Source organism: Streptomyces sp. NPDC005878, from assembly GCF_040629815.1.
Lineage (GTDB): Bacteria > Actinomycetota > Actinomycetes > Streptomycetales > Streptomycetaceae > Streptomyces.
This window is the reverse complement of record NZ_JBEXWK010000007.1, coordinates 226,775-249,423: the sequence shown is the minus strand read 5'-3', so window position 1 is coordinate 249,423 and position 22,649 is coordinate 226,775. Positions and strand designations below refer to the sequence as shown.

Annotated in this window: 23 protein-coding genes; 9 read left to right on the top strand and 14 right to left on the bottom strand. The window is 71.0% G+C overall.

Translation table 11 applies throughout. The features are described 5' to 3' along the window. Window positions 1-6 precede the first annotated feature (6 nt). Entirely contained in the window at window positions 7-225 is a 219-nt protein-coding gene (locus ABZ404_RS14730; protein WP_358834176.1) for a hypothetical protein, read from the top strand. A 116-nt stretch (window positions 226-341) separates the two neighbouring features. Here ABZ404_RS14730 and ABZ404_RS14725 read toward each other — a convergent pair whose 3' ends face one another. The 8 genes from ABZ404_RS14725 to ABZ404_RS14690 form a co-directional block, all read right to left on the bottom strand. Beyond that, the gene (locus ABZ404_RS14725; protein ID WP_344074290.1) at window positions 342-680 is read right to left on the bottom strand and encodes a metal-sulfur cluster assembly factor; all 339 of its coding nucleotides are present in this window, start codon (window positions 678-680) and stop codon (window positions 342-344) included. Beyond that, window positions 677-1,141, bottom strand: a complete 465-nt coding sequence (sufU, locus tag ABZ404_RS14720) for a Fe-S cluster assembly sulfur transfer protein SufU (protein ID WP_358834177.1) — start codon at window positions 1,139-1,141, stop codon at window positions 677-679. Before sufU ends, ABZ404_RS14725 begins: the two co-directional genes overlap by 4 nt. Window positions 1,142-1,189: 48 nt before the next feature. Further along, on the bottom strand, window positions 1,190-2,461 hold the full coding sequence (locus ABZ404_RS14715; protein WP_358834178.1) for a cysteine desulfurase: 1,272 nt from the start codon (window positions 2,459-2,461) through the stop codon (window positions 1,190-1,192). After that, window positions 2,458-3,222 (bottom strand): Fe-S cluster assembly ATPase SufC, encoded by a 765-nt coding sequence (sufC, locus tag ABZ404_RS14710; RefSeq protein ID WP_358834179.1) that lies wholly within the window; start codon window positions 3,220-3,222, stop codon window positions 2,458-2,460. Before sufC ends, ABZ404_RS14715 begins: the two co-directional genes overlap by 4 nt. Window positions 3,223-3,228: 6 nt before the next feature. Continuing rightward, window positions 3,229-3,549, bottom strand: coding sequence for a bifunctional 3-phenylpropionate/cinnamic acid dioxygenase ferredoxin subunit (locus ABZ404_RS14705; RefSeq protein WP_358834180.1), 321 nt, complete (start codon window positions 3,547-3,549; stop codon window positions 3,229-3,231). Further along, complete coding sequence (gene sufD, locus ABZ404_RS14700) at window positions 3,549-4,733, bottom strand: Fe-S cluster assembly protein SufD (RefSeq protein ID WP_358834181.1); 1,185 nt, start codon at window positions 4,731-4,733, stop codon at window positions 3,549-3,551. Before sufD ends, ABZ404_RS14705 begins: the two co-directional genes overlap by 1 nt. A 65-nt stretch (window positions 4,734-4,798) precedes the next feature. Beyond that, entirely contained in the window at window positions 4,799-6,220 is a 1,422-nt protein-coding gene (sufB, locus tag ABZ404_RS14695; protein ID WP_358834182.1) for a Fe-S cluster assembly protein SufB, read from the bottom strand. Then, window positions 6,217-6,957 carry a metalloregulator ArsR/SmtB family transcription factor gene (locus ABZ404_RS14690; protein WP_358834183.1) on the bottom strand — a complete coding sequence of 247 codons (741 nt, stop codon included), beginning with the start codon at window positions 6,955-6,957 and terminating at the stop codon, window positions 6,217-6,219. The genes sufB and ABZ404_RS14690 overlap by 4 nt, the downstream gene beginning before the upstream one ends. A gap of 360 nt (window positions 6,958-7,317) precedes the next feature. Between ABZ404_RS14690 and ABZ404_RS14685 the strand changes: the two genes are divergently transcribed. The 3 genes from ABZ404_RS14685 to ABZ404_RS14675 are packed head-to-tail and all read left to right on the top strand — an operon-like array spanning window position 7,318 to window position 10,077. After that, window positions 7,318-8,244 (top strand): ABC transporter ATP-binding protein, encoded by a 927-nt coding sequence (locus ABZ404_RS14685; RefSeq protein WP_358834184.1) that lies wholly within the window; start codon window positions 7,318-7,320, stop codon window positions 8,242-8,244. Further along, a complete protein-coding gene (locus ABZ404_RS14680) occupies window positions 8,241-9,014 on the top strand; it encodes an ABC transporter permease (protein WP_358834185.1) in 774 nt (257 codons plus the stop codon). The genes ABZ404_RS14685 and ABZ404_RS14680 overlap by 4 nt, the downstream gene beginning before the upstream one ends. Window positions 9,015-9,072: 58 nt before the next feature. Next, window positions 9,073-10,077 carry a COX15/CtaA family protein gene (locus ABZ404_RS14675; protein WP_358834186.1) on the top strand — a complete coding sequence of 335 codons (1,005 nt, stop codon included), beginning with the start codon at window positions 9,073-9,075 and terminating at the stop codon, window positions 10,075-10,077. Here ABZ404_RS14675 and ABZ404_RS14670 read toward each other — a convergent pair. From ABZ404_RS14670 to ABZ404_RS14660, 3 genes are all read right to left on the bottom strand, one after another. After that, window positions 10,051-11,154 carry an amidohydrolase gene (locus ABZ404_RS14670; RefSeq protein ID WP_358990444.1) on the bottom strand — a complete coding sequence of 368 codons (1,104 nt, stop codon included), beginning with the start codon at window positions 11,152-11,154 and terminating at the stop codon, window positions 10,051-10,053. The two genes, ABZ404_RS14675 and ABZ404_RS14670, sit on opposite strands and share 27 nt — an antisense overlap. A 72-nt stretch (window positions 11,155-11,226) precedes the next feature. Beyond that, window positions 11,227-11,568, bottom strand: a complete 342-nt coding sequence (locus ABZ404_RS14665; protein ID WP_358835282.1) for a hypothetical protein — start codon at window positions 11,566-11,568, stop codon at window positions 11,227-11,229. A 91-nt stretch (window positions 11,569-11,659) separates the two neighbouring features. Then, window positions 11,660-12,613 (bottom strand): heme o synthase, encoded by a 954-nt coding sequence (locus tag ABZ404_RS14660; RefSeq protein WP_358835283.1) that lies wholly within the window; start codon window positions 12,611-12,613, stop codon window positions 11,660-11,662. A 329-nt stretch (window positions 12,614-12,942) separates the two neighbouring features. On the opposite strand from ABZ404_RS14660, the gene tkt reads away from it, so the two are divergent. From tkt to pgl, 5 genes are read left to right on the top strand one after another with little or no spacing between them, the layout of a single operon-like run. Next, entirely contained in the window at window positions 12,943-15,030 is a 2,088-nt protein-coding gene (gene tkt / locus ABZ404_RS14655; RefSeq protein ID WP_358835284.1) for a transketolase, read from the top strand. A 35-nt stretch (window positions 15,031-15,065) separates the two neighbouring features. Further along, entirely contained in the window at window positions 15,066-16,184 is a 1,119-nt protein-coding gene (gene tal, locus ABZ404_RS14650; RefSeq protein WP_358835285.1) for a transaldolase, read from the top strand. A 4-nt stretch (window positions 16,185-16,188) separates the two neighbouring features. Next, a complete protein-coding gene (gene zwf / locus ABZ404_RS14645; RefSeq protein ID WP_358835286.1) occupies window positions 16,189-17,721 on the top strand; it encodes a glucose-6-phosphate dehydrogenase in 1,533 nt (510 codons plus the stop codon). Next, a complete protein-coding gene (gene opcA / locus ABZ404_RS14640; protein ID WP_358835287.1) occupies window positions 17,718-18,821 on the top strand; it encodes a glucose-6-phosphate dehydrogenase assembly protein OpcA in 1,104 nt (367 codons plus the stop codon). Before zwf ends, opcA begins: the two co-directional genes overlap by 4 nt. Next, the gene (pgl, locus tag ABZ404_RS14635) at window positions 18,818-19,600 is read left to right on the top strand and encodes a 6-phosphogluconolactonase (protein WP_358835288.1); all 783 of its coding nucleotides are present in this window, start codon (window positions 18,818-18,820) and stop codon (window positions 19,598-19,600) included. Before opcA ends, pgl begins: the two co-directional genes overlap by 4 nt. 86 nt (window positions 19,601-19,686) lie before the next feature. Here the strand turns inward: pgl and ABZ404_RS14630 are convergent, their stop codons facing one another. Genes ABZ404_RS14630 through ABZ404_RS14620 form a run of 3 tightly spaced genes read right to left on the bottom strand, consistent with a single transcriptional unit; the run spans window position 19,687 to window position 22,648 of the window. Next, window positions 19,687-20,532, bottom strand: a complete 846-nt coding sequence (locus ABZ404_RS14630; RefSeq protein WP_358835289.1) for a poly-gamma-glutamate hydrolase family protein — start codon at window positions 20,530-20,532, stop codon at window positions 19,687-19,689. A gap of 59 nt (window positions 20,533-20,591) precedes the next feature. Beyond that, window positions 20,592-22,154, bottom strand: a complete 1,563-nt coding sequence (locus tag ABZ404_RS14625; protein ID WP_358835290.1) for a PH domain-containing protein — start codon at window positions 22,152-22,154, stop codon at window positions 20,592-20,594. Beyond that, window positions 22,151-22,648 (bottom strand): PH domain-containing protein, encoded by a 498-nt coding sequence (locus tag ABZ404_RS14620; RefSeq protein ID WP_358835291.1) that lies wholly within the window; start codon window positions 22,646-22,648, stop codon window positions 22,151-22,153. The genes ABZ404_RS14625 and ABZ404_RS14620 overlap by 4 nt, the downstream gene beginning before the upstream one ends. Window position 22,649: the final 1 nt, after the last annotated feature.

Here is a 22,649-nt window from a genome sequence, read left to right as displayed (position 1 = left end):
ATCTCCATGGAGCAGTACAGGAGCGCGCTCGCCGAGGCGGAGCACACCGCCGCTCTGTTGCGCGCGGCCCTGCGCCGTACCGGCGTACCCGAGCAGGAGGTCTCGCGGGTGCGTGGTCTGGTGACCGGGAGGGGGCGGGGGTACGTGGAGATCGGGGCGCTTTCCGTCGGCTCGGCGGCGGTACTGCTCGACGCGCTTGCGCCCGTGGCCGGAGCCTCCCCCTGAGCCGCACCGCCTCGCGAGCCGTCCGCCGCACGCGCGAAAGGCCCCCGGTACCCATTGGCACCAGAGGCCCGACACGTCATACAGGTCACACAGGACCACACGTCCCGCAAGGGGGATCAGACGTTGAACCCCAGCGCCCGCAGCTGCTCGCGGCCGTCGTCCGTGATCTTGTCGGGGCCCCACGGCGGCATCCAGACCCAGTTGATCTTGAGTTCGTTGACGATGCCGTCCGTCGCCGCCTTCGCCTGGTCCTCGATCACGTCGGTCAGCGGGCAGGCCGCGGACGTCAGGGTCATGTCCAGGGTGGCGATGTTGGCGTCGTCGATGTGGATGCCGTAGATGAGGCCCAGGTTGACGACGTCAATGCCCAGCTCGGGGTCGACGACGTCGTACAGCGCCTCGCGGACTTCTTCCTCCGAGGCCGGCTTCAAGGTGGCCTCTGCGTTCTCGGTCATGCGCTCTTCCTCTCGGCTTCGGCGCCCAGCGCCTGGGCCGTCGCGTCCTTCCAGGCCATCCAGCTCAGCAGAGCACACTTCACGCGCGCGGGGTACTTGGAGACACCGGCGAACGCGACCGCGTCCTCCAGGACCTCCTCCATCGCGTCGTCCGGCTCCAGCTGGCCCTTGGACTGCATCAGCTCCAGGAAGGTCTCCTGGATGCGCCGCGCCTCGTCGAGCTCCTTGCCGACCAGCAGGTCGTTGAGGACCGAGGCGCTGGCCTGGCTGATCGAGCAGCCCTGGCCCTCGTAACTGATGTCCGAGATCTGCGAGCCCTCGTACTTCACCCGCAGGGTGATCTCGTCCCCGCACGTCGGGTTCACGTGGTGCACCTCGGCGTCACCGTCCCGCAAGCCCCGCCCGTGCGGATGCTTGTAGTGGTCCAGGATGACGTCCTGGTACATCGAATCCAGCTTCACAACGAATTACCTCGCGTCCCTGCAATCGCTCGCCGCACGTCCCGACCCCTAGCCGAAGAAGTTCCGTACGTGCTCCAGACCGTCCACCAGGGCGTCGACCTCGGCAGGCGTGGAGTACAGATAGAAAGACGCTCGCGTGGTCGCCGGAATTCCGTAGCGCAGGCAGGCCGGGCGGGCGCAGTGGTGGCCGACCCGGACCGCGATGCCCTCCTCGTCGAGGACCTGGCCCACGTCGTGCGGATGGATGTCCCCGAGCGTGAAGGAGATCGCGGCGCCCCGGTCCTCGGCCGTGGTGGGGCCGATGATCCGCAGGTCCGGGACCTCCAGGAGGCGCTTGACCGCGTACTCCGTGATCGCGTGCTCATGCGCGGCGATCTTGTCCATGCCGATCGCCGAGAGGTAGTCCACGGCCGCGCCCAGGCCCACGGCCTGCGCGATCGGGGGCGTACCCGCCTCGAACTTGTGCGGCGCCGGAGCGTACGTCGACGAGTGCATCGAGACCGTCTCGATCATCTCGCCGCCGCCGAGGAAGGGGGGAAGGTCCTCCAGCAGCTCCTGGCGGCCCCACAGGACGCCGATGCCGGTCGGGCCGCACATCTTGTGGCCGGTGAAGGCCACGAAGTCGGCCTGGAGGGCCTGTACGTCCAGCGGCATGTGCGGCGCGGCCTGGGAGGCGTCGATGCACAGCAGCGCGCCGACCTCCTGGGCGCGGCGGACGATCGCCTCGACCGGGTTGACGGTGCCCAGCAGGTTGGAGACCAGCGTGAAGGAGACGATCTTCGTCTTCTCGGTGATGATCTCTTCGATGTTCGAGAGGTCGAGGCGGCCGTCGTCGGTGAGGCCGAACCACTTCAGCTTCGCGCCCGTGCGCTGCGCGAGCAGCTGCCACGGCACGATGTTGGAGTGGTGCTCCATCTCCGTGATGACGATCTCGGTCTCGTGGTCCACCCGGTAGGGCTCGTCGGCCCAGCCCAGCATGTTGGCGACCAGGTTGAGCGACTCCGAGGCGTTCTTGGTGAAGATCACCTCGTCGCGGCTCGGCGCGTTGATGAACGCGGCGACCTTGTCGCGCGCGCCCTCGTACAGCGCCGTGGCCTCCTCGGCCACCGTGTACACACCACGGTGGACGTTGGCGTTGTGCCGCTCGTAGTACTCGTTGAGGGCGTCGAGCACCTGGCGCGGCTTCTGCGAGGTCGCCGCGCTGTCGAGGTACACGATCTTCTTGCCGTCGTGGACCACGCGGTCCAGGAGGGGGAAGTCCTTACGGATCGCCTCGTCAAGAAGATCAGACCCAGTGAGGAGGCCCGGCAGATGTGTCACTCGGATGCGCCGCCCTTCGTGTAAGCCTCGTAGCCCTCGTTCTCCAGCTTGTCGGCGAGCTCGGCGCCGCCGGACTCGGCGATACGGCCGTTCGCGAACACGTGCACGAAGTCGGGCTTGATGTAGCGCAGGATGCGCGTGTAGTGCGTGATCAGCAGCGTGCCGACCTCACCGGTCTCGCGGACGCGGTTGACGCCCTCGGAGACGACGCGCAGGGCGTCGACGTCCAGGCCGGAGTCGGTCTCGTCGAGGATCGCGATCTTCGGCTTGAGGAGCTCCAGCTGAAGGATCTCGTGGCGCTTCTTCTCACCGCCGGAGAAGCCCTCGTTGACGTTGCGCTCGGCGAAGGCCGGGTCCATCTGGAGCTGCTCCATCGCGGACTTGACCTCCTTCACCCAGGTGCGCAGCTTGGGGGCCTCGCCGCGCATGGCGGTGGCGGAGGTGCGCAGGAAGTTGGAGACCGAGACGCCGGGGACCTCGACCGGGTACTGCATGGCGAGGAAGACGCCGGCGCGGGCACGCTCGTCGACGGACATCTCCAGGACGTCCTCGCCGTCCAGGGTGACCGTACCGCCGGTGATCGTGTACTTGGGGTGACCCGCGAGCGAGTACGCGAGGGTGGACTTGCCGGAGCCGTTGGGACCCATGATGGCGTGGGTCTCGCCCTGCCTGACGGTCAGGTCGACGCCCTTGAGGATCTCCCGGGGGCCGTTCTCGGCTTCCACGGTGACGTGCAGGTCGCGGATTTCAAGCGTTGCCATGGGGACTTAGTTCTCCTGGGATACGGAGACGAGCACATCGTCCCCTTCGATCTTTACGGGGTATACGGGCACGGGTCGCGTCGCGGGGAGGCCGGACGGCTTGCCGGTGCGCAGGTCGAAGCTGGAGCCGTGCAGCCAGCACTCGATCTGGCAGTCCTCCACCTCGCCCTCGGACAGCGAGACGTTGGCGTGCGAGCAGATGTCGTTGATCGCGAACACCTCGCCCGCCGTGCGGACGACCGACACCGGCGTGCCGTCGAGTTCCACCCGCTTCGGGGTGTCCTCCTCCAGCTCGCTCAGCGCGCAGACGCGGACGAAGGCGCTCATCAGACCGACGCCTCCAGCTCCGCCTCGATCTTGGCGAGCAGGCGCTCCTCGACGTCCGCCACGCCGACCTGCTGGACGAGCTCGGCGAAGAAGCCGCGCACCACCAGGCGGCGGGCCTCGGCCTGCGGGATGCCGCGCGCCATCAGGTAGAACAGCTGCTCGTCGTCGAAGCGGCCGGTGGCCGAGGCGTGACCGGCGCCGGCGATCTCGCCGGTCTCGATCTCCAGGTTCGGCACGGAGTCGACCCGGGCGCCGTCGGTCAGCACCAGGTTGCGGTTCATCTCGTAGGTGTCGGTGCCCTCGGCCCTGGCCTGGATGAGGACGTCACCGATCCACACGGCGTGCGCGTCGTCGCCCTGGAGGGCGCCCTTGTACACGGCGTTGGACTTGCAGTGCGGGGTGTTGTGGTCGACCAGGAGGCGGTGCTCCTGGTGCTGGCCCTTGTCGGTGAAGTACAGACCGAAGAGCTCGGCCTCGCCGCCGGTGCCCGCGTAGGAGACGCGCGGGTGCAGCCGGACCAGGTCGCCGCCGAAGGTGACGACCACGGACTTGAAGGAGGCGTCCCGGCCGACCAGCGTGTTGTGCTGGGCGACGTGGACGGCCTTGTCGTCCCAGTCCTGCACGGAGACGACGGTCAGCTTGGCGCCGTCGCCGAGGACGAAGTCCACGTTGGCGGCGAGCACCGCGTCACCGGTGTGGTCGATGACCACGACGGCCTCGGCGAACGCGCCGAGCTCGACGACCTGGTGCGCGTAGACCGTGCCGCCCTCGCCGTGCACGGCGATACGGATCGGCTCGCTGAGGACCGCCTCCTTGGGGACGGTCACGACCGAGGCCTTCTCGAACGAGGAGTAGGCCTGGGCGGCGACCCGGTCCACCGGGGTGCCGGCCCGGCCGAGCCGCGCGTCGTCGCGGCCCACCGTCTCGACGGTGACGCCCTCGGGGGCGCTCACCTCGACGCGCAGCCCGTCGCCGGTCGCGACGGCGGTGCCGTCGTGCAGCCCGCGCAGCCGGTCCAGCGGCGTGAACCGCCACTCCTCCTCGCGCCCGTGCGGCACGGGGAAGTCCGCCACGTCGAAGGACGGGGGCGCGCTCATGCGCGTGGCGACGGTCGACTCGGCGGCCACCGCGATCGAGCCGGCGGTGGTGGAGCCCGCCGGGATGTTCTGCTGAGCCTCAGCCATGGCTGTCGTAGTGCTCTCTTCCTAGATCAGTCTGCGTTCGCTGCTTGGCGGGGACGGTGGCGGTACTAGCCGACCGAACCCTCCATCTGCAGCTCGATCAGCCGGTTGAGCTCCAGGGCGTACTCCATGGGCAGCTCCTTGGCGATCGGCTCGACGAAGCCGCGCACGATCATCGCCATCGCCTCGAACTCCGTCAGACCGCGGCTCATCAGGTAGAAGAGCTGGTCCTCGGAGACCTTGGAGACGGTCGCCTCGTGGCCCATGGACACGTCGTCCTCGCGGACGTCGACGTACGGGTAGGTGTCGGAGCGCGAGATCGTGTCGACGAGCAGCGCGTCGCACAGCACGTTCGACTTGGAGCCGTGGGCACCCTCGCCGATCTCGACCAGACCGCGGTAGGAGGTGCGGCCACCGCCGCGCGCCACCGACTTGGAGACGATGTTGGAGGACGTGTTCGGCGCCATGTGGACCATCTTGGAGCCGGCGTCCTGGTGCTGGCCCTCGCCCGCGAAGGCGATGGACAGGGTCTCGCCCTTGGCGTGCTCGCCCATCAGGTAGACCGCCGGGTACTTCATGGTGACCTTGGAACCGATGTTGCCGTCGATCCACTCCATGGTCGCGCCCTCGTACGCCACGGCGCGCTTGGTGACCAGGTTGTAGACGTTGTTCGACCAGTTCTGGATCGTCGTGTAGCGGCAGCGGCCGCCCTTCTTGACGATGATCTCCACGACGGCGCTGTGCAGCGAGTCGGAGGAGTAGATCGGGGCGGTGCAGCCCTCGACGTAGTGGACGTACGCGTCCTCGTCCACGATGATCAGCGTCCGCTCGAACTGGCCCATGTTCTCCGTGTTGATACGGAAGTAGGCCTGGAGCGGGATGTCGACGTGGACGCCCTTGGGCACATAGATGAACGAGCCGCCGGACCACACCGCGGTGTTCAGCGACGCGAACTTGTTGTCGCCGACCGGGATGACCGTGCCGAAGTACTCCTGGAAGAGCTCCGGGTGCTCCTTCAGCGCGGTGTCGGTGTCGAGGAAGATGACGCCCTGCTCCTCCAGGTCCTCACGGATCTGGTGGTAGACGACCTCGGACTCGTACTGGGCCGCGACACCGGCGACGAGGCGCTGCTTCTCCGCCTCGGGGATGCCGAGCTTGTCGTACGTGTTCTTGATGTCCTCGGGCAGGTCCTCCCAGGACTCCGCCTGCTTCTCCGTGGACCGCACGAAGTACTTGATGTTGTCGAAGTCGATGCCGGACAGGTCCGAGCCCCAGTTGGGCATGGGCTTCCTGTCGAACAGGCGCAGGCCCTTGAGGCGCAGCTTCAGCATCCACTCGGGCTCGTTCTTCTTCGCCGAGATGTCGCGGACGACGTCCTCGGAGAGCCCGCGCTTGGCGGCGGCACCCGCCGTGTCGGAGTCGGCCCAGCCGTACTCGTACGTGCCCAGGCCCTCGAGTTCGGGGTGGGCAGTCTCCGTGGGGAGAGTCATGCGGGGTTCCTCCCGGCCGTGCTTGTGGATGCTGATTCGGTGTCGTGCGGGGTCGGTGGTGCGCTGTGCGGGATGAACGTCGTGCACACCCCGTCGCCGTGGGCGATGGTGGCCAGACGCTGCACATGGGTTCCGAGCAGGCGGGAGAAGAACTCCGTCTCCGCCTCGCACAGCTGCGGGAACTGCTCGGCGGCGTGGGCGACCGGGCAGTGGTGCTGGCAGAGCTGCTCGCCCCGTCCGGGGAGGGGCGCGCTGCGCGCCGTAGCAGCGTACCCGTCGGCGGTCAAGGCCTTGGCCAGTGCCTCGGTGCGCTCCTCGGGCGGCGCCGCCTCGACGGCCTCGCGGTAGCCCTCGGCCTGGGCCTCGATCCGCGCGCGGGCGAAGGCGACGACGGCCTCCTCGCCGGCGGACCGCTCGATCCAGCGGAGCGCGTCCACGGCCAGCTTGTCGTACGACTGGTCGAAGGCGTCCCGCCCGCAGTCCGTGAGGGCGAAGACCTTGGCCGGCCTGCCGCGGGTCCGTGCCCCGTACACCCGCTGTTCGCGGGCGACGACCACGTCGTCGGCCACGAGGGCGTCGAGGTGGCGGCGGACGGCGGCCTGGGTGAGCCCGAGGCGCTTCGCGAGGTCCGCGACGGTGGAGGGGCCGTGGTCCAGGATGGAGCGCGCGACCCGGTTGCGGGTGGACCGCTCACCGGTCGCGATCTCCTCCTGCGGAGCCTCGCCGACGTTTTTCACAACACCATTGTTGCGTAATTCCTCAGAGCCTGACAAGCCACGTCCCGATCATCGAACGGTGCGGTGCATCACTTAGGCATACCTAAGCTGACCTGCGGAAACGATCTCCGATCGATCATCTGACGGATGGGGGAACACAGGGCCGACGACCCCTGTGACCTCGCCATATGGCCACCTCGGCGCTCTGTTCCCACCCTCCTGCCCGGCCCCGCGCGGGCGGGCCCGGTCAGGGTCCCGGCCGCTCCCCGCAGGCCCGGTGACCGGCCGGAAATCGGCGGTCGCGCACGCGCGCGTCCCCGCCCCTGTACGACCCCCTCCCCCGGTCCGGCGCCCTTCGCGCGCTGCCTAGACTTGGCACCCATGAAGAGCGAGTCCGTCGTCCAGGTCACCGGCCTGGTCAAACGGTACGGATCGAAGACCGCCGTGGACGGCCTCGACCTGCGGGTCGCCGCCGGGACCGTCACCGCCGTCCTCGGCCCCAACGGTGCCGGCAAGACCACCACGATCGAGACCTGCGAGGGCTACCGCAGACCCGACGCCGGCACCGTCCGCGTCCTCGGCCTCGACCCGGTCGCCGAGGCCGAGCGGCTGCGCCCGCGCATCGGGGTGATGCTCCAGTCCGGCGGGGTCTACTCCGGCGCCCGCGCCGAGGAGATGCTGCGCCACATGGCGAAGCTGCACGCCCACCCCCTCGACGTGCCCGCGCTCATCGAGCGCCTCGGCCTGGAGAGCTGCGGACGCACCCCCTACCGCCGCCTCTCCGGCGGCCAGCAGCAGCGCCTCGCGCTCGCCCTGGCCGTGGTGGGCCGCCCCGAGCTCGTCTTCCTCGACGAACCGACCGCGGGCCTCGACCCGCAGGCCCGCCGCGCCACCTGGGACCTCGTACGGGAACTGCGCGCCGACGGCGTCAGCGCGGTCCTGACCACGCACTTCATGGACGAGGCCGAGGAGCTCGCGGACGACGTGGTGATCGTCGACGCGGGCCGGGCCGTCGCCCAGGGCTCCCCCGAGGAGCTCTGCCGGGGGGGCGCGGAGAACACCCTGCGCTTCACCGGGCGACCCGGGCTCGACCTCGCATCCCTCCTCAAGGCGCTGCCCGACGGCACGGCCGCGGCCGAGCTGACCCCCGGCGCGTACCGCATCAGCGGCACCGTCGACCCCCAGCTGCTGGCCACCGTGACCTCCTGGTGCGCCCAGCACGGCGTGATGCCCGACGGCATCGCGGTGGAGCGCCACACCCTGGAGGACGTCTTCTTGGAGCTGACCGGCAGGGAGCTGCGCCGATGAGTGTCGGTACCGGTACGTACACGCCGAACCCCGGGGCCGCGCCCGTCGGCCGGATGATCGGCGCGCAGACCGCGCTCGAGACGCGGATGCTGCTGCGCAACGGCGAGCAGCTGCTGCTCACCGTGGTCATCCCGACGCTGCTGCTCGTGCTGTTCAGCGGCGTCGACATCATCGACACCGGCGAGGGGAAGTCGGTCGACTTCCTCACCCCCGGGATCCTGGCGCTCGCCGTGATGTCGACCGCCTTCACCGGGCAGGCCATCGCCACCGGCTTCGACCGGCGCTACGGCGTGCTCAAGCGGCTCGGCGCGTCCCCGCTGCCGCGCTGGGCGCTGATGACCGCCAAGACGCTGTCGGTGCTGGTCACCGAGGTCCTCCAGGTCGTCCTGCTGACAGCGATCGCCTTCGCGCTCGGCTGGTCGCCGCACGGCAACCCGTTCGCGGTGCTGCTGCTCCTGGTGCTCGGGACGGCCGCCTTCTCCGGGCTCGGGCTGCTGATGGCGGGGACCCTGAAGGCCGAGGCGACGCTCGCCGCGGCCAATCTGGTCTTCCTGCTGCTGCTGGTGGGCGGCGGGGTCATCGTGCCGATGGACAAGTTCCCCGGCGGCGTGCAGACGGCGCTCGGGCTGCTGCCCATCTCGGCGCTCTCGGACGGGCTGCGGGACGTGCTCCGGGACGGGGCCTCGATGCCCTGGGGCGACCTGGGGATCCTGGCGGTCTGGTCGGTCCTGGGACTGGGCGCGGCGGCGAAGTTCTTCCGCTGGGAGTGAGGGGCGCGGCGGAGGGCGGCGGACCCCTCGTGAAAACGTGCACAAACGGAGCCCTACGATAGGGGCCATGCCGAACGTGACCCGAGCCGAAGCGGCTCAGGCGGTGCGCAACCCGCTCGCCTTCATCGCCGAGCGGTGGACGCCGTCCCCGCGGACCGTCCAGCGCGCGGCGCTCATCGCCGTCGTCATGGCCGTCGTCATCGTGGTGACCGGCGGCGCGGTCCGGCTCACCGGGTCGGGGCTCGGCTGCCCGACCTGGCCCAAGTGCACCGACCAGAGCCTGACGCCGACCGGCGAGATGGACTTCCACAGCGCCGTCGAGTTCGGCAACCGGATGCTGACGTACGTGCTGTGCGCGGCCGTCGGCTGGGCGATCATCGCGGCCCGGGCCGCGAGCCCCTGGCGGCGCGGTGTCACCCGGCTCGGCTGGATCCAGTTCTGGATCGTCATGGGCAACGCGGTCCTGGGCGGCATCGTCGTCCTGGTCGGCCTCAACCCGTACACCGTCGCGGCCCACTTCCTGCTCTCCACCGCGCTCCTGACCGTGGCGCTGATGACCTGGCAGCGCGTCCGCGAGGGCGACGGCGCGCCGCGTCCGCTGGTGGGCCGGGCCGTGGTCCAGCTGACCTGGCTGCTGACGGTCGCGGCCGGCGCGCTGGTCGCGGTCGGCACGGTCGTCACCGGCTCCGGGCGCCACGCGGGCGACTCCAGCGACGTGGACCGCATCCCGCTGAACTGGACGATGATCAGCCAGCTCCACGCCGACCTCGCCTGGGTCGTGGTGGCCCTCACGGTCGCGCTCTGGTTCGTCCTGAAGGCGGTCGACGCCCCCAAGGGCCCGCGCGACCGGGCACGCGAGCTGTTCCTGGTGCTGATGGCCCAGGGCGTCATCGGGTACGTCCAGTACTTCACCAAGACCCCCGAGGCCCTGGTCGCCGTGCACATGCTCGGCTCCTGCCTGGTGTGGATCGGCGTGGTCCGGGTCGTGCTCTCGCTGCGCGAGCGGCCGCACACCGCCGTGCCGGTGCCGGCCCAGTCAGACCCGGCGCTCACCCGCGCCTGACAGCCCGTACACCCGCCGGGCGTTCCCCGCCCCGATCATCGCGGCGACCCGCTCGGCGTCGCCGCGCGCCCACGCCCCGTCGGCCACCCACGCCCCCAGCACCCGGCCCAGCGCGTGGGTGAACAGCCGCGCGCCCACCACATGCAGTTCGGGCAGGCCGCGCGCGCCGCTGGAGTAGAGCAGCTTCCCGAACGGCGCCAGCTCCAGCAGCTCGGCCAGCACGTCCGCGGCGCGCGCGCCGGTGCGCACCAGGGCCGGGCCCACATCCGCGTACACATGCGGGAAGACGCTCGCCAGATGGGCGGCCTGGCGGTGGTACGGATAGCCGTGCAGCAGCACCAGGTCCGTGCCCAGGCCGTTGGTGGCGGCGGCGAACCCCGCGAGCCCGGTCGCGTCGTCCATGCCGAGCCGCAGCTGGAGCGGGCGGCCGGAGGCGACCGCGCTCCACAGCAGGTGCCGCAGCAGCACCGGGTCCTCCAGCGGCTCCTGGATGCGGCGCCGGAGGAGCCAGCGGCCCGCCGCCCCGCGCACCTCGCCGGGTCCGGGCGGCGCCGGGTCGAGGCTCTGGCGTACGGCCGTCACGGAGAGGAAGGCCACGGCGGAGGCGGCGGCGGTGTGCACGGCCTCGGCGAGGTTGGCGAGGAAGGCGTCGACGGTGCCGGAGGTGTCGGCGACCTGTTCGGCCAGCGGCTCCAGCCGGACGATCTCATGGGCGTCGGCCGAGGCGGCGGCGGCCAGCTCACCGGGCCCGGTCAGATCGCCGGGCAGGCTCGTGTCGACCAGATAGGTGGAGACCCCCGAGCCGCGCAGCAGCCGTCGTACGGTCTCCAGGACGCCCAGCTCGCGCCGGCGGGCGAGGTAGCGGGCCGGGGCGCAGTGCGCCTCCAGGCCCAGCAGCGGCGGGCACCAGCGGCGCACCGCGAAGCCGGTCTGGGTGTCGAAGAACGTCGTGCCGGGAGCGGGCGGGGCACCGGTCCTGCCGAGCTGCGTCTCGAACGTGCCGAGCCCCAGTTCGGTGCGGAGCACGCCGTGGCAGTGCTGGTCCACCAGGTCCGGCTGCGGCACGGCGTCGATCATCCGGGGCTCCCTGGGTGGTGTGCTTCCACCTCACTAACGGGTGAGCCCCGGATGAGTGTTGCTGTTTGCCGTTCAGCCGTTCTTAGGACCGCCGAGCTGGATGCCGGCCATCCGGCTCCACTCGTAGCGGCCGGTCCTGACCTTGGCGGCGAACTCGCCGTCGAAGTCCTCGTGGACGGTGATCCCGGCCTTCTCGACCGCGCTCAGCGCGATGGCGTGGCTGGGGGCCACCAGGTCGCCCCAGCCGCCGTCCCCGCCGACCAGCACGATCCGCGCGCCGCGCTGACCGATGTACGCGACCTGGCCCTCGGCGCCGCCGTGCTCCTTGGCGAAGTGGCCGATCTGCTTGGCGAGGCGCGCCGCCCGCCGCTCGGCCTTGGCGGCCTGCTTCTCGTCAACCTGGGTTTCTGCCATGCCCAGGATGCTACTCGCGAGTAGATCCAGATGCGACGGGAGGGCCCCGTGGCCTGTGCCACTGGGCCCTCCCGTCACGAGGAGCGCGTGTCTACCGCAGGAACGGGTCCACCGCGACCGCCACGAACAGCAGCGACACATAGGTGATCGACCAGTGGAACAGGCGCATCTCCTTGAGTTTCGCGCCGGTGACGCCCGCCTTGGCGCGGTTCTGGAGGCCGTGCGCCTCCCAGAGCCACCAGCCGCCGGAGACCAGCGCCACCGCCGTGTAGAACCAGCCGGTGTAGCCGAGCGGCGTCAGCAGCAGCGAGACCGCGACCATCACCCAGCTGTACGCGACGATCTGGCGTGCCACCACCCGGTTGGAGGCGATGACCGGCAGCATCGGGACGCCCACGCGCGCGTAGTCGTCCTTCACCTTCATCGACAGCGGCCAGTAGTGCGGCGGCGTCCAGAAGAAGATGACCAGGAAGAGGATGACCGCGGCCCACGACATCGAGTCCGTGACGGCCGACCAGCCGATGAGCACCGGCATACAGCCCGCGATGCCGCCCCAGACGATGTTCTGCGAGGTGCGGCGCTTGAGGATCATCGTGTAGACGACCACGTAGAAGAGCAGCGCACCGAGGGACAGCGCGGCGGACAGCCAGTTGACGAGCAGTCCGAACCACAGCGTCGAGACGACCGCGAGGGTGATGCCGAAGGCGAGGCACTCGCGCGGCGAGACCATCCCGGTCACCAGCGGCCGCTGCGAGGTGCGGTCCATCAGGGCGTCGATGTCGCGGTCGATGTACATGTTCAGCGCGTTGGCGCCGCCCGCGGAGAGATAGCCGCCGACGGTGGTGGTCAGCACCAGCCAGAGGGACGGAACGCCCTGCTCGGCCAGGAACATCACCGGAATGGTGGTGATGAGGAGCAGTTCGATGATCCGCGGCTTGGTCAGTGCCACGAACGCCTTGACGCGGGCCCCGAACGGCCGATGGGCCCCCGGGCTGGGAGTCAAGACGACCCCTGCGGGTCGGGACTCGACGGCCGTCACGCACACCCCTGACAGAGAATTCCCAGCAAGTCCCGGGGCAATCGGTCGGATGGGCCCGGACGTTCCGGGCAAGAGAACCCGGTGAAGACTTGCGCGTACCACGCCACTGTAGACGTTGCCCAGACGCCGCCCTTCGCGGGGGTGGGCTCGTGTTGGCGCCGGGTCGCGAAGACCGCGCCGTGAGGCGGAAGTGACCGGTCTTGGGCACTCTGGAGTGTGTGTCCCAACCGGTGGGCAGTCGAAAAAATGAGCGTTCCGGCGGGGGTAGGCTCGACAACGCCCGGTGCGCCCACAGTCACCGGGAACGAACATGTGGAGAGGAGCCCTGACCCAGGGTGAGCACCAAGCCGACCACCACAGACCTTGAGTGGACCGAACTGGACCAGCGGGCCGTAGACACCGGCCGCGTCCTGGCCGCGGATGCTGTACAGAAGGTCGGCAACGGCCATCCTGGTACGGCGATGAGCCTGTCCCCGGCCGCGTACACCCTCTTCCAGAAGGTGATGCGCCACGACCCGGCGGACGCCGACTGGACCGGACGCGACCGCTTCGTGCTGTCCGCGGGCCACTCCTCCCTGACGCTGTACGTCCAGCTCTACCTGGCCGGGTACGGCCTGGAGCTGGACGACCTGAAGGCCTTCCGCACCTGGGGCTCCAAGACCCCCGGTCACCCGGAGTACGGCCACACCACCGGCGTGGAGACCACCACGGGACCGCTGGGCCAGGGTGTCGCCAACGCCGTGGGCATGGCCATGGCCGCCCGCTACGAGCGCGGTCTGTTCGACCCGGAGGCGGCCCCCGGCACCTCCCCGTTCGACCACTTCGTCTTCGCGATCGCGGGCGACGGCTGCCTCCAGGAGGGCATCTCCGCCGAGGCGTCCTCGATGGCCGGTCACCAGAAGCTGGGCAACCTGGTCCTGCTCTGGGACGACAACCACATCTCGATCGAGGGCGACACCGAGACCGCCGTGTCCGAGGACACGCTGAAGCGGTACGAGGCGTACGGCTGGCACGTCCAGCGTGTGGCCCCGAAGGAGAACGGCGACCTGGACCCCAAGGCGCTGTTCGAGGCGATCGAGGCCGCCAAGGCCGAGACCGAGCGCCCCTCCTTCATCGCGATGCGCTCGATCATCGCCTGGCCCGCCCCGAACGCGCAGAACACCGAGGCCGCGCACGGCTCGGCGCTCGGCGACGACGAGGTGGCCGCCACCAAGCGGGTGATGGGCTTCGACCCGGAGAAGACCTTCGAGGTCGCCGACGAGGTCCTCGCGCACACCCGTGGCGCCCTGGACCGCGGCCGTGAGGCCCGCGCCGAGTGGGAGAAGTCGTTCGCCGCCTGGCGCACCGCCAACCCCGAGCGCGCCGCCGAGTTCGACCGGATCAACGCGGGCGAGCTGCCCGAGGGCTGGGAGGAGAAGCTCCCGGTCTTCGAGACCGGCAAGGGCGTCGCCACCCGCGCCGCCTCCGGCAAGGTCCTCCAGGCCCTGGGCGCGGTCATCCCCGAGCTGTGGGGCGGCTCCGCCGACCTCGCGGGCTCGAACAACACGACGATCGACAAGACCTCGTCGTTCCTGCCCGCGGGCAACCCGCTGCCGGAGGCCGACCCGTACGGCCGAACGATCCACTTCGGCATCCGCGAGCACTCGATGGCCGCCGAGATGAACGGCATCGCGCTCCACGGCAACACGCGTATCTACGGCGGCACCTTCCTGGTGTTCTCCGACTACATGCGCAACGCGGTGCGGCTGTCGGCCCTGATGCACCTGCCGGTGACGTACGTGTGGACGCACGACTCCATCGGTCTGGGCGAGGACGGCCCGACCCACCAGCCCGTCGAGCACCTGGCCTCGCTGCGTGCCATCCCGGGTCTGAACGTGGTCCGCCCGGCGGACGCCAACGAGACCGCCATCGCCTGGCGCGAGATCCTCCGGCGCTACACCAAGGTCTTCGGCAAGGGCGCCCCGCACGGCCTGGTGCTGACCCGCCAGGGCGTGCCGACGTACGAGCCCAACGAGGACGCGGCCAAGGGCGGTTATGTCCTGTTCGACGCCGAAGGGGGCGACGCGCAGGTCGTGCTCATCGGCACCGGTTCCGAGGTCCAGCTCGCCGTCGAGGCGCGCGAGCAGCTCCAGGCGGCCGGTGTGCCGACCCGGGTGGTCTCGATGCCGTCCGTGGAGTGGTTCGAGGAGCAGGACCAGGCGTACAAGGACAGCGTCCTGCCGCCGTCGGTCAGGGCCCGGGTCGCGGTCGAGGCCGGCATCGGCCTGACCTGGCACCGGTACGTGGGCGACGCGGGCCGCATCGTCTCGCTGGAGCACTTCGGCGCTTCGGCCGACGGCAAGGTCCTCTTCCAGGAGTTCGGCTTCACCGCCGACCACGTGGCCGCCGCCGCCCGGGAATCTCTCGCCGCCGCCGCGCGCTGACGCCGGTATACGAACTAGTAGGAGATGCATTTCTCATGACAGACGCACTCAAGCGCCTCTCCGACGAAGGCGTCGCGATCTGGCTCGACGACCTGTCGCGCAAGCGGATCACGTCCGGCAACCTGGCCGAGCTGGTCGACCAGTCGCACGTGGTGGGTGTCACCACCAACCCGTCGATCTTCCAGAAGGCGATCAGCCAGGGTGACGGCTACGACACCCAGCTCACCGACCTCGCGGCCCGCAAGGTCACCGTCGAAGAGGCCATCCGCATGATCACGACGGCGGACGTGAGGGACGCCGCCGACATCCTGCGGCCGGTCTTCGACGCGACCGAGGGCCAGGACGGCCGGGTCTCCATCGAGGTCGACCCGCGCCTGGCGCACGACACCCGCGCCACGGTCGCCGAGGCCAAGCAGCTGGCGTGGCTGGTGGACCGCCCGAACACGCTCATCAAGATCCCGGCCACCGAGGCGGGTCTGCCGGCGATCGCCGAGACCATCGGTCTGGGCATCAGCGTCAACGTCACGCTGATCTTCTCGCTCGAGCGCTACCGCAAGGTCATGGACGCCTACCTGACCGGCCTGGAGAAGGCCAAGGAGCGCGGCCTGGACCTGTCGAAGATCCACTCGGTGGCGTCCTTCTTCGTGTCCCGCGTGGACACCGAGATCGACAAGCGGATCGACGCGCTCGGCACCGACGAGGCCAAGGCCGCCCGCGGCAAGGCCGGTCTCGCCAACGCGCGGCTCGCCTACCAGGCGTACGAGGAGGTCTTCTCCTCCGACCGCTGGGCCGCCCTCGACAAGGCGCACGCCAACAAGCAGCGTCCGCTGTGGGCCTCCACCGGCGTCAAGGACAAGGCGTACAAGGACACCCTGTACGTCGACGACCTGGTCGCCCCCAACACGGTGAACACCATGCCGGAGGCCACCCTGGAGGCGACCGCCGACCACGGGCAGATCACCGGTGACACCGTCTCGGGCACCTACGAGCAGGCCCGCGCCGAGCTCGACGCCCTGGAGAAGCTCGGGATCTCCTACGACGAGGTCGTGCAGCTCCTGGAGGACGAGGGCGTCGAGAAGTTCGAGGCGGCCTGGAACGACCTGCTCAAGTCGACCGAGGCGGAGCTCAAGCGCCTGGCACCTTCGGAGGGCTAAGACCTTGACTGCGATTCGCCCAGCGAATCCGCTCCGTGACGCCGCAGACCGACGGCTCCCGCGTATCGCGGGGCCGTCGGGCCTGGTGATCTTCGGCGTCACGGGCGATTTGTCCCGTAAAAAGTTGATGCCCGCCGTCTATGACCTCGCCAACCGCGGTCTGCTTCCGCCGGGCTTCTCCCTGATCGGCTTCGCCCGCCGCGAGTGGCAGGACGAGGACTTCGCCCAGGAGGTCCACGACGCCGTCAAGGCGCACGCGCGGACCCCCTTCCGCGAGGAGGTCTGGCAGCAGCTCATCCAGGGCATGCGCTTCGTCCAGGGCGACTTCGACGACGACGACGCCTTCGAGCAGCTGAAGTCGACGATCGCCGAACTCGACAAGGCGCAGGGCACCGGCGGCAACTTCGCCTTCTACCTCTCGGTGCCGCCGAAGTTCTTCCCCCAGGTCGTCCAGCAGCTCAAGAAGCACGGGCTCGCCGACCAGAAGAACGGCGCCTGGCGCCGCGCGGTCATCGAGAAGCCCTTCGGCCACGACCTGGTCTCCGCCCAGGAGCTCAACCAGGTCGTCCACGAGGTCTTCCCGCCGGACGAGGTCTTCCGGATCGACCACTACCTCGGCAAGGAGACCGTCCAGAACATCCTGGCGCTCCGCTTCGCCAACACCATGTTCGAGCCGCTCTGGAACCGGTCGTACGTCGACCACGTCCAGATCACGATGGCCGAGGACATCGGTATCGGCGGCCGGGCAGGGTACTACGACGGCATCGGCGCGGCCCGTGACGTCATCCAGAACCACCTCCTCCAGCTGCTCGCGCTGACCGCGATGGAGGAGCCCGCCTCCTTCGACGCGGACGCGCTCGCGGCCGAGAAGACCAAGGTCCTGGGCGCCGTACGGCTGCCGAAGGACCTGGGCTCCAACACCGTGCGCGGCCAGTACGCGGCCGGGTGGCAGGGCGGCGAGAAGGCCGTCGGCTACCTCCAGGAGGACGGGATCGACCCCAAGTCGAAGACCGACACCTACGCCGCGGTCAAGCTGGAGATCGACAACCGCCGCTGGGCGGGCGTGCCGTTCTACCTGCGCACCGGCAAGCGCCTGGGCCGCCGCGTCACCGAGATCGCGGTCGTCTTCCAGCGCGCCCCGCACTCCCCCTTCGACCACACGGCGACGGAGGAGCTGGGGCAGAACGCGCTGGTCATCCGGGTCCAGCCGGACGAGGGCGTGACCGTACGGTTCGGCTCCAAGGTGCCGGGCACCTCCATGGAGGTCCGGGACGTGTCGATGGACTTCGCCTACGGCGAGTCCTTCACCGAGTCCAGCCCCGAGGCGTACGAGCGGCTCATCCTCGACGTCCTGCTCGGCGACTCCAACCTCTTCCCCCGCTTGGAGGAGGTCGAGCTGTCCTGGAAGATCCTCGACCCGATCGAGCAGTACTGGGACGCCCACGGCACGCCCGCGCAGTACGCGTCGGGCACCTGGGGCCCGGTCGAGGCGGACGAAATGCTCGCACGAGACGGACGGAGCTGGCGCCGGCCATGAAGATCGACCTTACGGACACCACGGCCAGCAAGATCAACAAGGCGCTGGTCCAGGGCCGCCGCGCGGTCGGCACCCCCGCCGTCGGCATGGTCCTGACCCTCGTCATCGTCACCGACGAGGAGAACGCCTACGACGCGCTGCGCGCCGCGAGCGACGCCTCGCGCGAGCACCCCTCGCGCACCCTCGTCGTCATCAAGCGCGTCTCGCGCTCGCCCCGCGACCGCACCCAGTCGCGCCTGGACGCCGAGGTCCGGGTCGGCGCGGACGCGGGCACCGGCGAGACGGTCATGCTGCGGCTCTACGGCGAGGTGATCAACCACGCCCAGTCGGTGGTGCTGCCGCTGCTGCTGCCGGACGCGCCGGTCGTCGTCTGGTGGCCGGTGAACTCGCCGATCGACCCGGCCAACGACCCGCTGGGCTCCCTCGCCCAGCGCCGGGTCACCGACACCTACGCGGCCGAGCAGCCCATAGAGGAGCTGACCGCCCGCGCCGACACCTACACCCCGGGCGACACCGATCTGGCCTGGACCCGCATCACGCCCTGGCGTTCGATGCTGGCCGCGGCGCTCGACCAGGTGTCGTGCGAGGTGACGTCGGTCGAGGTGGAGGGCGAGGAGTTCAACCCGAGCTGCGAGCTGCTCGCCATGTGGCTCGCGGACCGCCTCGACGTACCGGTGAAGCGCTCGCGGTCCTCGGGCCCGGGCCTGACCGCCGTACGGATGGAGACCGACTGCGGTCCGATCGTCCTGGACCGCGCCGACGGCTCGCTGGCCACGCTCTCGATCCAGGGCCAGCCGGACCGCGCGGTGGCGCTCAAGCGGCGCGAGACGGCCGAGCTGATCGCCGAGGAGCTGCGGCGGCTGGACCCGGACGACACCTACGCCTCCGCGCTGAAGTTCGGCGTGGACCGGCTCGGCGAGCCGGCGAAGGAGAAGGCTCCGGCCGCCTCCGGGTCCGCTTCCGGCGGTGCGTCCAAGGGTGCGGGCACGTCGGACGGCTCCGACGGTTCGAAGGCTTCGGACGCCTCGGGTGACGCGAACGGTTCGGACGCCAAGCCCGCCGCCAAGAAGGCTCCGGCCAAGAAGGCGGCGACGAAGTGAGTACCCCTCAGCTCGTCGTCCACCGCGACAAGGAGCTGATGGCGCAGGCCGCGGCGGCCCGGCTGATCACGAAGATCGTGGACGCCCAGGCCGCCCGCGGTTCGGCGTCCGTGGTCCTCACCGGGGGCCGCAACGGCAACGGGCTGCTCGCGGCCCTCGCCTCCTCCCCGGCCCGGGACGCGATCGACTGGTCGCGGATCGACCTGTGGTGGGGTGACGAGCGCTTCCTGCCCGAGGGCGATCCGGAGCGCAATGTCACCCAGGCGCGTCAGGCGCTGCTCGACGCGGTACCGGTCGCCCCGGAGCGGGTGCACGCGATGCCCGCCTCGGACGGCCCGTACGGCAAGGACGTCGACGCCGCCGCCGCGGCCTACGCCGAGGAGCTGGCCGCCGCGGCCCGTCCCGGCGACCACGGCGGGGTGCCGACGTTCGACGTGCTGATGCTGGGCGTCGGCCCCGACACCCATGTGGCCTCGCTCTTCCCGGAGCTGCCCGCGGTGCGCGAGACCGAGCGGACCGTGGTCGGGGTGCACGGCGCGCCCAAACCGCCGCCGGTGCGGGTCTCGATGACCCTCCCGGCGATCCGGGCCGCCCGCGAGGTGTGGCTGCTCGCGGCGGGCGAGGACAAGGCGCGGGCCGCGGCCATCGCCCTGTCCGGTGCGGGCGAGGTGCAGGCTCCGGCCGCGGGTGCGTACGGCCGTGGCCGCACCCTCTGGCTGCTCGACTCCGCGGCGGCCTCCCGGCTGCCGCGCGCGCTGTACCCGCCGGCGTCGCCCTGACCCCGGTGCCGCACGCGCGGACGGGCCCGGTCCACCTTCCGGTGGGCCGGGCCCGTCCGTGTTCCGGCCGGATGCCGGAGCGGGTGTCAGAGGATGATCTGCTCGCCGCCGGACGCCTCCAGCCGGGCGATGGCGGTACGGACCGCCGCCACGAAGGCGTCGTAGACAGGGGTGGTGCTGGTCGCGCGGCCCGCGATGGTGTTCACGCTAAACATGGACTTGCGCAGCTCGGTCGTGATCTCCAGCTGGGCGCCCTTGCCGAGCAGGGTCCGGTTGCAGATGTTGGACGGCTCCACACCCGCCAGGTCCGGCTCGGTCGAACCGTCGATGGTCTGGAACCCGGCGGCGCGCAGCGCGTCGTGCAGATACGTCTTGAAGGTGCCGTTGAGACCGCCGACCACGACCGCCTCGGGACGGGTGCTGGGCGCCCCGGCCTGGGAGGCGGTGCAGCCGTGCAGGCTGAGCACGTTGAGGTTGGCGGCGGCGATGGACAGGGCCACCTTGTCGTCGCAGTTCTTCGACGTGACGTGCAGCTCGCTGTTGTTGGTGCTGCGGATCGCCTCGAACATCCAGTAGTCGTACGCCGGGCCGCCCTTGGCGACGAGCGTGGCCGGGTCGTATCCGGCGATGCCCAGGCAGAGCTCGGAGGTGCCGCCCTCGATCCCGCCGCCGTGCAGCGCGAGGACAGCCGTACGGCCGTACCGGACGGCCGTCTTCTGGTCGCTGTCGAGCTGCTCGTGGCGCTTGTACCGTCTGGCGAAGTCAGTGCCCTCCTTTCCGGCGAGCTGGGTGTAGAGGTCGGTGTTGGACGCGTAGAGGTCGTTGGCCCCGGTGGCGTGGGCGGCGCTCGCACCGAGCCCGCTCATCAGCGGACCGGCGACGGTGGCGGTGGCGAGGGCGGTGAGGACCGTACGGCGGCTGGTAGTAGTCATGGACGCAATGATCCCTGCGCCGTACGGGTGAACTCCGGCGGGGTCCATTTCCGGCCGTATCAGCGCACGTCAGCCGGTCCGCCCGGCTCCGGCGCCTGCGCCTGCTGCCGTATCAGGAACGGCTCCAGGAGCCCCGGGACCGCCTCCGCCGCGAAGGCCAGCCCCTCGGCCTCTGCGGCGTCCCGTACCGCGTAGGCGCCGGCGCCTGCGGCCGTCGTGGCGGTCAGGGTGAGGAGCCCCGCACGGCGCTGGAAGACGGACTGCTTGACCGTCCAGCCGATGACGCCGCCGCGCTGGAGGGCGACGGTGGAGCGGCGGACCGTGCCGGAACGGGCCACGAGATAGGCGCCGTCGACGCCGTGCCCCAGGCTCCGGTACGCGTCCAGGGCGAGAGCCACCGCGAGCGGCACGCCCAGCACCGCGACCCCGGCGGCCCCGTAGAGCAGCACCGGGGTCAGCAGGGCCCCGAGCAGGGCCAGGAGCGCCACCGGGACCAGGACGGCGAGCAGTGCCCACCGCACCCGGCGGGTCCGGGCCGCACGCGGATGCGCGGCGAGCGCGGCTGCGGTCGGGGCGGCCGGCTCGCGCAGCACCCGGGCGGCCACCTCGGCGGCGAGCGCCCGGGGCGCGGGCGGGAGCAGGGTGTCGTGGTCGGCGTGCTCGTCGTCCTCGCCGCGGGCCAGGCCGGTGGCGATCGCGTCGAGCCGGGCCGCGCCGCAGAGCCGGACGCCCAGCGGCTCGACCAGCTCCACTCCGCGCAGCCGGCGCTCCTCGATGGACAGGGAGCGGGAGGTGAACAGGCCCCGGCGCACCCGCAGGGTGCCGCCCGGCTCCCGCTCCAGGCGGTAGTTCCACCACATCTCGACCCAGAGGCCGAGCGCACCGGCCACACCCACCACCAGCGCCAGGACGACCACGGTGAGGATCATCCAGCCGAGCGGGGTGTGGTGGAAGCGGTCCCCGGCCCAGTCCAGCACCTCGTCCTGGACGCCGAACCAGTCGCTGAGCTGCATCAGTCCGCCGAGCGCGGCCCCGGCGAGGGCCGGCGCCACGAACGACACCGGCGCGTACCGGATCCAGGCCGGGTCCAGCGCCGCCAGCTCGCCCGTGCCGCCGGCGGCGTCGGGCCCGGGTGCCACGCGGACCAGCAGCACCCGGCGCAGCCGTTCGCCCTCGGCCCGGGTGACGGGGTCGAGTTCGAGGGTGGACTCGCCGCCGCTGTGCTCGCCGGTGCCGATCCTGACCTTGACCAGGCCGAGGACGCGCAGCAGCGGGTTGGCGGTGAGGTCGACGCTGCGGATCCGCTCGCGGGCCAGCGAGCGGCGCTTCACCAGGAGCAGCCCGGAGTGCAGCTCGGCCCGCTCGGGGTCGATCCGGTACCGGGTGCGGCGCCAGCCCACGTATCCGGCGAGGGCGCCGCAGCCGGGCGGGAGTACGAGCCAGCCGAGGACCACGGCGACGGCCCAGCCGCCCGACGCCCGGCCCAGCATCGCGAGCGCCGTGGGCAGCCCGGCGCCCACGGCCAGTCCGGCTCCCAGGGCGGTGAAGACGAGCACCCGCCGCCGGTCCAGCCGCAGCCAGGCGTCGGCGGGAGCGGGGGCGCCGGGCCCGGCGCCGCTCATGTGGCGTCCCCCGGGGTCGCTCCCGTGATTCTCGTCAGCCGTTCGGCGAGTTCCGCCGCCACCTCGTGGTGCAGGCCGGTGATCCTCAGGGCGCCCTTGGCGGAGGCGGTGGTGACGGTGACCGTGGCCAGCGCGAACGACCGCTCCAGCGGGCCGCGCACGGTGTCCACGGTCTGGATCCGGGACATCGGCGCGATCCGCGACTCACGCCAGAGGTACCCCGTCCGTACGTACACCGCGTCGTCGGTGACCTCCCAGCGGTGCACCCGGTACCACCACGGGGGCAGCAGGGCGGCGCAGAGCGCGCCCGCCGCCGCGAGCCCGGCCGCCGCCGCGAGCAGCCACGGCCGGGCGGGGGCGATGAGCGCGCCGAGGACCGCGAGGACCGCCACCGGCCCCGCGGTGAGCGCCAGCCACTGCGCGCGCCACCAGCCGACGGCCGCCGGGTCCAGCGCGTTCCTCGGCGGTCTCAGCACCACCCCCTGCCCCGCCATG